Source organism: Oribacterium sp. (assembly GCF_057249185.1).
In genome coordinates this window covers 25,158-36,358 of sequence record NZ_DBHIGR010000002.1, presented here as the reverse complement: position 1 = coordinate 36,358, position 11,201 = coordinate 25,158, and the positions used below count along the sequence as shown (strand labels likewise).

7 protein-coding genes are annotated in these 11,201 nt (G+C 45.3%); 2 read left to right on the top strand and 5 right to left on the bottom strand.

The features are described 5' to 3' along the window. Positions 1 to 116 precede the first annotated feature (116 nt). Both ACO4PX_RS00360 and ACO4PX_RS00355 read left to right on the top strand, forming a co-directional pair. Positions 117 to 2,945 carry a leucine-rich repeat protein gene (locus ACO4PX_RS00360; protein ID WP_485570843.1) on the top strand — a complete coding sequence of 943 codons (2,829 nt, stop codon included), beginning with the start codon at positions 117 to 119 and terminating at the stop codon, positions 2,943 to 2,945. 7 nt (positions 2,946 to 2,952) lie between these two features. After that, the gene (locus ACO4PX_RS00355) at positions 2,953 to 4,230 is read left to right on the top strand and encodes a glycerate kinase (protein WP_485570841.1); all 1,278 of its coding nucleotides are present in this window, start codon (positions 2,953 to 2,955) and stop codon (positions 4,228 to 4,230) included. 687 nt (positions 4,231 to 4,917) lie between these two features. On the opposite strand, the gene lpdA is transcribed toward ACO4PX_RS00355, so the two are convergent. From lpdA to gcvT, 5 genes are all read right to left on the bottom strand, one after another. Next, positions 4,918 to 6,315 (bottom strand): dihydrolipoyl dehydrogenase, encoded by a 1,398-nt coding sequence (gene lpdA / locus ACO4PX_RS00350; protein WP_485570839.1) that lies wholly within the window; start codon positions 6,313 to 6,315, stop codon positions 4,918 to 4,920. A gap of 376 nt (positions 6,316 to 6,691) precedes the next feature. After that, positions 6,692 to 8,119, bottom strand: a complete 1,428-nt coding sequence (gene gcvPB, locus ACO4PX_RS00345; RefSeq protein ID WP_314833335.1) for an aminomethyl-transferring glycine dehydrogenase subunit GcvPB — start codon at positions 8,117 to 8,119, stop codon at positions 6,692 to 6,694. Beyond that, entirely contained in the window at positions 8,119 to 9,432 is a 1,314-nt protein-coding gene (gcvPA, locus tag ACO4PX_RS00340; RefSeq protein ID WP_485532220.1) for an aminomethyl-transferring glycine dehydrogenase subunit GcvPA, read from the bottom strand. The genes gcvPB and gcvPA overlap by 1 nt, the downstream gene beginning before the upstream one ends. A 97-nt stretch (positions 9,433 to 9,529) precedes the next feature. After that, positions 9,530 to 9,904, bottom strand: coding sequence for a glycine cleavage system protein GcvH (gcvH, locus tag ACO4PX_RS00335; RefSeq protein ID WP_304070843.1), 375 nt, complete (start codon positions 9,902 to 9,904; stop codon positions 9,530 to 9,532). A gap of 151 nt (positions 9,905 to 10,055) precedes the next feature. After that, positions 10,056 to 11,147 carry a glycine cleavage system aminomethyltransferase GcvT gene (gene gcvT / locus ACO4PX_RS00330; RefSeq protein WP_308578882.1) on the bottom strand — a complete coding sequence of 364 codons (1,092 nt, stop codon included), beginning with the start codon at positions 11,145 to 11,147 and terminating at the stop codon, positions 10,056 to 10,058. Positions 11,148 to 11,201: the final 54 nt, after the last annotated feature.

Genomic DNA, 11,201 nt, shown 5'->3' with positions numbered 1-11,201 from the left:
AAACGGTACTGTCTGAAGGAATAAAGCAAAGTTTTCCGGAAGAAAAGAGTACAAGTTCTTCTGAAAACGTAATGGAAGAAAATGCACTTGAAGAAAATGCGCTTGAAGAAAACGTAATGGAAAAAAATGTAGTCGAAGAAAAAAATGAAGTCGAAAAAGAAATTACAGAAATAGAGTCTGAGGCTACAGAAGAGAACGCATTTTATGCAGAAAAAGAACTTTCCGGTGTGCTTGTTACGGTGCAGGCTGATTCCGGGGTATTTCCAAAGGACGCGACTTTACGAGTAAGAAAGCTCTCTAAAGTCGAGGAACAGAAGGTGGATTCCACTGTAAAAGAGAAACTTGAGGAGGATAAGCAAAATCTTCTACAGAGCATCATTTTTGATATCAGTGTTTTGGATAAGGATGGAGAAGAAATACAGCCGGATACCGCAAAAGGAGAAGTGAAGGTCAGCTTTTCAAAGCTTTCTTTTCTGGAGGAAAATGCGGAAAAGCAGATTTCCGTGTTTCATCTGGACAGTGTTGAAGCAGCGGCAGAAAAGTTAGAGACAGAAAAAATAGAGGAGAAAGAAAATGCAGTAAAGGTATCGGCAGAGCATTTCTCCGTATTTGCCGTTTCTTTGGTTGAGAAAGAAAGCTCTTGGAAAGAGCTTGCTTATTTGTCAGATACGATAGCGGTGGAGTTAGGGGAACTAATCACTATCCATGAACTGCTTCACAGTTATGTTTTACGCTGCAGAGTGATACCGGAGACGAATCCCACCGTTATTGGCATAAAGCATGACGCTTATGGACAACTCGCCATTGAGGCATTGCACGAAGGAACAGCCAAACTGCTTGTAACCCAAAGAAATGGCGAGGGGGAGCTAACAAAAGAATTTAAGATTATCGTACAGAAGGCACCTCTAAGTGGAAGACTAGGAAAGCAAATTGAATATAGTTTAAGCGGCACCGGAAATGATATGACTCTGACACTCCGTGGAAGAGGGGAAACGGATGCAATTAAAGTGGCTCCCTGGGAACCCTATAGGAATAAGATTCGCAAAGTGATGATAGAAGAAGGGATAGAAAAGCTGAATGTGGGGGTGTCAGCCTTTGGACATATGGACTATTTGGAGACAGTGAGTCTTCCCTCTACCCTTAAGGAAATACCGTACCATGCCTTTTATGATTCGAAAAACTTAGGGGATGTCACGATTCCGGCTTCCGTGCGGAGGATTGGAGAGGAGGCATTTTACAAGTTTAAAGGAAATGAAAAGAAAAATACGATTATCAATCATTCTCCGGTATTTATGAGTCAGAAAAAAGGCTGGCACTATAATCCGGATTACACTTCTGTACAACAAACTGCCAAGGAAGATGAAAATGGAGAAAAGAAAGAGAATATTTCTTTTAACAATGTGAATTTTTATACGCTCCCGGAAATCAATAAATATTTTTTTGAGTTGGAAGTAACAGGTAATCCATTTATAAACTTTTATCTGTATAAGACAGAAGATCCAAACGAAATGGTTGGTATACAGAATTTTACAGATGACAGTGGAAGATTCAAGAAGAGTCTGCGTTTGGGATATCTGACGTACGAGGCCCAATGCCGGGTTCCCGAAGTCAATAAGATATTCATTTCGTATCTATTTGATTTTAGGGACACAAGTACACTTTCCTTTTTACCGGGGCACACCTACTATTGTACATTTTTAACGGATCCGGGAGGCCGCATAAGCCCATCTAGTGAGACACAATTGTTGCAAAAAGTGATTACGGTATCGGATGAGGCCCGCTTACCAAGTGTAGACGGGAATTTTAGCTGGCAAATAACAGGAGAAAAGAAACCCTATACGGTTACAATAAACGGCAGCGGACGGATGCAGGGTCTTAATGCAAACGGAGAACTTCGCTCCTGGAATAAGCTCTTGAATGCTCTAGGAACGAGAGCGCATCTGGAATTAAGGGGAAATATTACTGCCTTGGACTCCCATGCCTTGGCGGGCGTCGATTACATTAAGAAAGGCTTAGTGTTGCCGGATTCTATCGTAGAAATAGGGGATTCTGTTTTTTCTAAGAAATCGATAGAGGGCAATCTTGTCTTCCCGAAGAATTTAAAGAAAATAGGGAATTCCGCTTTTCGTAATCTTTCTTACAAGGGAGATTTATCCTTACCGGCCGGACTGGAAAGTATCGGGGAAAGCGCTTTCCTTGACTTGAAAGAGGCAAATACCATCACGATTCCCGCCTCCGTTACGCATATCGGGGCAGGCGCTTTCTATAAAGATAAGATGAATTTTAAGGGAAAGAATCGTATAGTAAATCACTCTTCCCTGAAACTTGGTACACGATATGTAAACCCGCTTTTTACGGAGTACACAACCGATGATTCCGGGGAAGCGCCGATTCCTTCTAATTCCGGAAGCGGCAGAGGCGGCTCCGGCGGAGGCAGCGGTTCAGGTGGCAGTGGAGGTTCCGGCGGAGGAAGCAGTTCGGGCGGTAGCAGCGGGACACCGATGGTTTTAGGGGCAGACCGCAATCTGCCGTCCAATGTAAACTGGCAAAGAGACGCAAAGGGCTGGTGGATTTTAAATCCGGATGGAAGCTACCCGAAATCACAGTGGTTATGGATGAATAATCATTGGTACTATTTTAATCAAGAAGGCTATATGTTCACCGGTTGGCTTTTCTATAACAATGCCTGGTATTATTTTGAAGAAAATGAAGGCAGTGAGCAGGGAAAGATGAGCCTTGGCTGGAAGGAGATTCGCGGCTTCTGGTATTACTTCAGTGAAGAGGTCGGTGCGGAAAACGGCAAGATGCGTACCGGTTGGCAGGAGCTTAAAGGTAAGTGGTACTATCTGAACCCTCAGGCCGGAGCGGATAACGGAAAGATGCTTTTCAATACCAAGGTTGAGGGTTATCCCCTTGGCCCGGATGGTGCTTGGCAGACAGCGTAGGCAGATTATGAAAATCCTTATTGCTATAGATTCCTTTAAAGGAAGCCTCTCCTCCAAAGAAGCGGGCGAGGCCATAAAAAACGGTATTTTACGGGTAGTTCCTGATGCAGAGGTTTTGATATCTCCTCTGGCAGACGGAGGGGAAGGCACCGTGGAAACGCTGTTGGAAGCTTTAGGGGGAAGCTTGGAAACAGTCCGGGTAAAAGGACCGTTGTTTCAAGAGGTGGAAGCTCATTACGGTATTCTAACGGAATTAGAGAAATCCCAGGCGGAAACAGAATCGAATACCCAACGGGAAACACTGCCTAAAAATCACTCGAAAGAATGCTCTGAAGCACACTCAGATACACCGTCAGAAACAGACTCGCAATATTCCCCAAAGGATGGAAAGCTAGCCGTTATGGAAATGTCTCAAGCTTCCGGCATTACCTTACTCTCTCCGGCGGAAAGAAATCCGCTGAAAACCGGTAGCTATGGTGTGGGACAAATGATTTTAGATGCCTATCACAAGGGATGTCGTCGCTTTTTAATCGGCATCGGCGGTTCCGCCACAAATGACGGTGGAATCGGAATGTTAAACGCATTAGGCTTTCGTTTTACCAAAGAGAACGGAGAAGAAATCAGCCCTTGCGGAGAAGGCCTGAAAGACTTGGCTAGAATAGATGCTACTTCTGTACCGAAGGGCTTATTACATTGTTCCTTTCAAATAGCCTGCGATGTGGAGAATCCTCTATACGGGGAAAATGGAGCAAGTCTTGTCTATGGATTTCAAAAGGGTGGAAACAAGGAACTGCTCTCTCAAATGGATCTTTGGATGAAGCGATATAGCGAGCTTGTAAAAGAATATAACCCTGCCGCCAATCCGGAAGCTCCGGGCTCCGGAGCCGCCGGAGGGTTGGGATTTGCCTTTCGCAGTTTTCTTCAAGGAGAATTAAAATCCGGTGTTTCCTTGATTTTGGAAGAAACCAAGCTTTCCGAGAAAATGCAGGGAGCCGATCTTGTGATTACGGGAGAAGGAAGGCTGGACGAACAATCCTCCATGGGAAAAGCCCCAATCGGTGTAGCAAAGCTGGCCAAGGCACAGGGAATCCCTGTTCTGGCCTTTGCAGGAGCTGTAACAGTGGGGGCAAAAGCCTGCAACCAAGCCGGAATAGACGCTTACTTCCCCATCCTGCGAGAAATCACCACTTTAGAAGACGCCATGAATAAAGAAAATGCTCGGAGAAATTTAGAGGACACCGTTGAACAGGTGATAAGGCTCTACCGCCTACGGCATAAAAAGTAATAGAAAAAAGAAGCTGTAAGAATCACAATAATTTTCTACGCAATATAGGTCTGTACTCGGGGAACGCTCTCGCTAGCCTCGCCCGGCGCAGTGAAGGACTGCCCTCGTTATAAGAAAGTGCTCTGATACAGTGTGGGTCTATAAATGGGGCACGCTCTCGCTAACCTCGCCTTCGTAGCAGTACTAACTTCAAGCTTCGCTTTGCTTGCTTTCAGTAAGTACTGACGGGCTCAGATTGCCCCTATTACAGACCCACACTGTATCATTCGCTTCAATTATTGATTTTTTACAATCCTTCACTTCGCCGGTCTTTCGCAAGTGTCGGGCTCAGACTGCCCCACATTCAGACCTATATTGCCGAAAATTTCTTTATTTTGATTCTTTCAGCCTCTTTTTTTATGCCTTAGCGATGCCTAAGCGAAGACAATGACATCCTGTTCTGAATCATCTTTTGGGAGCTCTTTCCGGTTTAAAAAAGAGAACTGTGAACAGTGCAATACTTAGGCTAGCTTTTCAGCAGGATTGCTTTGGAATACGGGGTAATCTGAGCCCACGGGTTCTTAGCTTTTGTCTTATAAAAGCTTAGAACCCCTGTGAGGCGAGGTTAGCGGGAGCGTACCCCGATTCCAAAGCTGTCCTGCGAAAAGCAGCTAAAGGAATCCTACTCTTCACAGTTCTCTATTTAAACTATTTCTTCTTCGGCACGGAATGCACCGCTTCTCCGAATACATCCTCCAAAGCCTCTCCCACGCCTTCATTGTAGGTCGGGTGCGCTCTCATAGCCTTCAGCAGCTGCTCAACGGTGAATCCGTTTGCCACAGCATTGCCAAACTCTCCAATCATATCGGTGGCTCTTGCACACATCATCTGTACGCCCACAACCGCATGGCTCTTGCTGTCGGACAGAATCTTGATAAATCCGCGCTCTTCCTTGGAAATCATGGATTTTCCGTTTCCGCTCATCATGAACTTACCCACGTTGATTTCTAAGCCCTGCTCCTTGGCGATAGCCTCGGTAATTCCAACGGAGGCGATTTCCGGTGAGGTGTAAACGCAGCCCGGTACCACATTTAAGTCAATGCTTATTTTGTGTCCCGCTAGCTCCTCCAAAAGGCAAATGCCCTGTGCGGAAGCTAGGTGTGCCAGCTGTAAGCCCTTAATCAGGTCTCCGATGGCATAAACCCCGTCCATGGAGGTCTTGAAATGCTCGTCTACCACTACTCGGTCTCTCTCCATTTCCAGTTCAACCCCTTCCCCGAAGAGTCCCTGGGTATTGGGCACACGGCCCACTGCGCAAAGCACATACTGAGAAGTTACTTTTACCGGCTCATCCTTCTCGGTATAGAAGCAGGAAACGCCCTCTACTTCCTTTTCCACCTTCTCCACCTTAACGGAGGTATGGATATCAATGCCTCTCTTCTTTAAAATCAGCTTTAAGTTCTGAGAAATATCCTTATCCATGTTGGCCAGAATACTGGGCAGAGCCTCCAGAATGGTAACCTTGGTTCCTAAGGAGGCGAAAATGGAGGCAAACTCCACACCGATTACTCCTCCGCCAATGATGCTTAAGCTCTTCGGCACTTCCTGCAACTGGAAGAGCTCATCACTGGTTAATACGCCTTCACTATCCAATCCCGGAATCGGCACTAATGCCGGCTTGGAACCAACAGCTAAAATCACATGCTTTGCCTGATAATTTCCGGCACCCTCTCCACCACTCACAGTAACGGAGCCATCTTTCTCCAGGGTTCCCAGTCCCTTCAGGTAATCAATTCCATTAGACTTAAAGAGCTGCTCTACTCCGCCTACCAGCTTATCAATAATATCCTGCTTATATTCCAAAATCTTGCCGTAGTCATAGGAAATGTTCTCGGCAAAGATACCGTACTCCTTTGCATTTTGCATTTCTCTGTAAAGCTCAGTGGCATGAACCATGGCCTTTGTAGGAATACAGCCTCTGTTTAAGCAGGTTCCTCCCACTCTGTCCTTCTCTACCACAGCTGTCTTAAAGCCCAGCTTTGCAGACTTTAATGCCGCTACATATCCGCCTGGACCGGCTCCTATGATAATCACATCATAACTCATAATTCTTACTCTCCTAATATTTGCTGTCTCACAAGGTTTCCAGAGCAATACCGGCTTAGTATACTTACACTCTCCGCCTTAATTTCTCTCTCCCTTATCACCCATTTAGCTTTTTAGCAAGAAGAGCTGTTACATAAAGACTCCTTCAAAGAAGAACCTAAGTTTTTGCTTGTTTCGATAAAGCTCTTGCTTTTTCTAACAAAACTCTTGTTCACTCTCTCTTTTATCCTTATATAACAGCTCTCTAATCATCTACTTTATTTTACTTTCTTTCGAAATGATGTATCGGCTTTTTGCCTTTACTTTCTTTCATAGTGAAATATCGACTTTTTTCGCCTTTATCTCCACTCATAGTAAAGTATCGGCTTTTTTGCCTTTACTTCCACTCATAACGAAGTACCGGCTCTCTTGCCGCCTTTACTTCATCCAATCTTCCTACCGGAGTAGTTACAGGAGCATCATGAAGCGCCTGGGGATTGGTCTGAGCTTCCTCATAAAGCTTTCTGAAAACGGCTACAGCATCGTCCAAAGTTTCCTTAGACTCTGTCTCTGTAGGCTCAATCATCAAAGCTTCATGAACGATAAGCGGGAAGTACATTGTGGGCGGGTGCATTCCGTTATCCAACAGGGCTTTGGCAATGTCCATTGCAGAAACCCCTGTCTTTTGCTTAAGATCCTCTAAGCTCATAACGAACTCATGCATACAAATCTGATCATAAGCCATGGTATAGAGATCCTTCAGCTTATTCATCATGTAGTTAGCATTCAGCACCGCATTCTTACTAGCCTGTGGAATTCCTTCTTTTCCTAAGGTCTTGATATAGGTTAATGCCCTAACCACTACTAAGAAGTTTCCGTAGAAGGCCTTCATGTCTCCGATAGACTTTGGAGCCTTCACAAACTTCTTCACTGCATCTCCGTCAACCAGATATCCGGGCATGAAATCAGCCAGAAGCTTCTTACATCCAACAACTCCACTTCCGGGACCTCCGCCACCGTGCGGTGTGGAGAAGGTCTTATGAAGATTCAAGTGAATAACGTCAAAGCCCATGTCTCCGGGACGAACAACGCCCATGATAGCGTTTAAGTTGGCACCGTCATAATAGTTTAATCCGCCGCAATCATGGATTAACTTGGTAATCTCTAAGATATTTTCATCGAAAATACCTACGGTATTGGGGTTGGTCAGCATCAAGCCGGCAACATCATCCCCTAAAACCGCCTTGAATTTCTCCATATCTACACAGCCGTGCTCATTGGAAGGAATGGTTACCACCTTGTAGCCTGCCATAGTAGCGGTTGCGGGGTTGGTTCCGTGAGCCGCATCAGGAATAATAATCTTGTTTCTGTTAAAATCCCCTCTGCTCTCATGGTAAGCCTTAATCAGCATGATTCCGGTGAACTCACCGTGAGCACCTGCTGCAGGCTGAACCGTTAAACGATCCATACCGGTTACTTCACAAAGAAGGGTTTCAATCTCCTGGATTACGGAAAGGCAACCCTGTACGGTATGCTCCGGCTGCAAAGGATGAATCTCTGCAAAGCCGGGTAAAGCTGCCATATCATCATTAATCTTCGGATTGTACTTCATGGTGCAGGAACCCAAAGGGTAGAAGCCGTCATTTACACCTCTACACTTTTTAGCAAGCTCTGTGTAATGTCTGCTGATTTCTGTCTCTGACAGCTCCGGCAAATGTAATTCAGCCTTTCTTTGATCCTTTGCAGGAACATCTACCACTTCCACATCACAGGGAGGGAACAAACTGCAATGTCTGCCGGATTTGCTTTTCTCGAAAATAAGCATTACTTCACCTCCTTTAAGATTTCTACTACACGGTCCATGGAAGCCTTATCATTAACTTCCGTACAGCACCAGAGAATTCTCTTATCATCCAGAGGATATCCACCAAGGATGCCTTCCTTCTCTAAAGCCTCTAATGCCTTTGCGGAAGAAAGGTCAGACTCTGTTACGAACTCATTGAAGAAATCCGCCTTATACTGTGGCTTAAAGCCGATCTTTTCTAATTCCTTGGCCAGATAATGCGCCTTGGAGGTAGAAAGACTTGCCGCTTCCTTTAAGCCTTCCTTACCTACTGCTGCAAGATAAACACCTACAGCTAAAGCACAAAGTGCCTGGTTGGAACATACGTTACTGGAAGCTTTTTCTCTACGGATATGCTGCTCTCTGGCCTGCAGAGTCAATACATAACCGGTTCTTCCCTGATGATCCTCTGTAGCTCCTACGATTCTTCCGGGAAGATTTCTCTTCATCGCATCAGTGGATGCCATGAATCCAAGGTAAGGTCCTCCGAAAGCAATGGGAAGTCCTAAAGGCTGTCCGTCACCAACCGCAACATCCGCTCCATACTCTCTGGGAGTCTTAAGAACACCAAGAGAAATGGGATTTACGCTCATAGCAAACTTTGCCCCTGCCTCATGGGCAATCTCTCCAATCTTCTCTGCATCCTCCAGATTTCCGTAGAAGTTCGGATGCTGGATGAAAACTACTGCAGACTCTGCATCTACCTTAGCCTTCAAAGCTTCTACATCGGTCAAACCATCCTTCTCCGGAATGATTTCTACCTGCATACCGTTGCCATGGCAATAGGTCTTGATGGTTGAAATCGTGTCCGGATGCATCAGAGCGGAAATCAAAGCCTTGCTTCTCTTTCTCTCTCTGCACATTGCTACTGCCTCAGCCGCAGCCTCAGCACCGTCATAAACGGAGGCATTGGATACGTCCATGCCAGTCAAGTCGCAGATCATGGTCTGATATTCAAAAATAGATTGTAAAATACCTTGGCTGGTCTCTGCCTGATACGGGGTATATGCCGTCAAAAAATTCTCTTTACCAATCACGCTCTTTACAATAGAGGGAATAAAATGACGGTATGCTCCGGCACCTCTGAAGATCACCGGGAACACTACGTTTTTGTTCGCCAGGGCGGACATATCTCTACGTACTTCCAGCTCGGACAAACCGGCAGGAATAGAAAGCTCGCCTTTTAATTTTACTTCCTGTGGAATATCTCTAAACAGATCATCAAAGGAAGAAAATCCACTTTCCAGAAGCATCGCCTTCTGCTCCGCCTCTGTATTGGGAATGTATTTTCCCATAATCCACCACCTTTCTTTCGGTTAGGGTCTTCCTTAAGAAGATAGGGGAGACCTTCCCATTCTATCCCCTTAAGGAAGGATTCGCATTCTGTCTCTATTACAGAGTCTTTAAGAACTCCTCATATTCTTCTGCGGAAAGAAGCTCTTCCTTATCGGTAACATCCTTTACCTTTACGAACCAAGCCTCATAAGGAGAGCTGTTGATACTTTCAGGAGCATCCAAAACAGCCTCATTGATTGCACTAACCACACCGGTTAATGGAGATATTACGTCGGAAACAGCCTTTACGGACTCAACATCGGAGAAGGACTCTCCCTTTGTTACACTGTCGCCCTCTTCCGGAAGATTTACGAAAACCAAATCTCCTAATTCGCTCTGCGCATAGTCGCTAATTCCTACTACGTACTCTCCGCCTTCTTCCTTAACCCACTCGTGATCCTTGGTATACAATAATCCCTTTTGAACTGCCATCTTTTTTTCCTCCTTAAAATAAGTAGTGTTGATTAAACCGTTTTCTTTATAAAATAGATCTTCCCGGAAGAAAATCTGATTTTAAAAATTTGTCTTTGTTCGAGTATTGCACCTAAAGTCTGCAATCTCTCCCTTGAAAAATGTTTTGCTTTTATTTCTCTCTCTTGTAGAAGGGAAGTGCTACCACTTCTACATCTACCTTACGTCCGCGAACGTCTACCTGAAGCTGAGTGCCCACCTCTGCATACTTGGGATCGATTAATGCCATTCCTACAGGATAGTTTAAGAATGGGCAGTGAGTTCCGGATGTGGTGTGACCGATAACCTGGTCTCCTGCCAAAACGTCCTGATGTTCACGGATAACGCCTCTGCCGGTAACCTTCAGGCCGACTCTCTTAATCTTCGGCTCTCCCTTGGCTTCAATAGCAGCCTTTCCGATAAAATCAGGTTTGTCCATCTTTACCGCAAACTTTAATCCGGTCTCAAGGGGAGTGATTTCATCGTCCATCTCATGACCGTAAAGAGGCATAGCTGCTTCCATACGAAGGGTATCTCTGGCACCAAGTCCGCAGGGAATCAGTCCCTCTTCTTTTCCTGCTGCCAAAAGCTTATCCCACATTTCCTCCGCCTTGCTACTGTCCAGATACAGCTCTACACCGTCTTCTCCGGTATAACCGGTCTTGGAAACAATACAGGGAATACCGTCAACCGTAGCATTAAATACAGCGTGGTAATATTTCTGAGGAATATTTTCTTCGGAGGTCAGCTTTCTGATAATATCCATGGCCTTAGGGCCTTGAAGGGCAATCTGGGCATAATCATCGGAAACATTGGTGAATTCCACATCCCCGAACTTATGCTGTACCATCCAGTTAAAGTCCTTCTCACGGTTGGCAGCGTTTACAACGATGAAGTAGTCGTTGTCTCCTTTCTTGTAAACGATTAAATCGTCTACCACACCGCCGTTTTCATTACACATCAGGCTGTATCTTGCCTGTCCGTCCACCATGTTCTCAAAGTTATTGGTTAAGATCTTCTGAAGATTTGCCAATGCATCCTTTCCTTTGCAAAGTACTTCACCCATGTGGGACACGTCGAAAAGTCCGGCTTCGGTTCGAACAGCCATATGCTCCTTGATTACTCCACTCTGCTCATACTGAACAGGGAGAAGAAATCCGGCGAAAGGAACAATCTTTCCACCTGCCTTCACATGCGCTTCATACAACGGTGTCTTTAATTCCATAAACTGCCTCCTTTATTTTATGGTGATTTTATCATCATGCTTTTTCCCCATCGC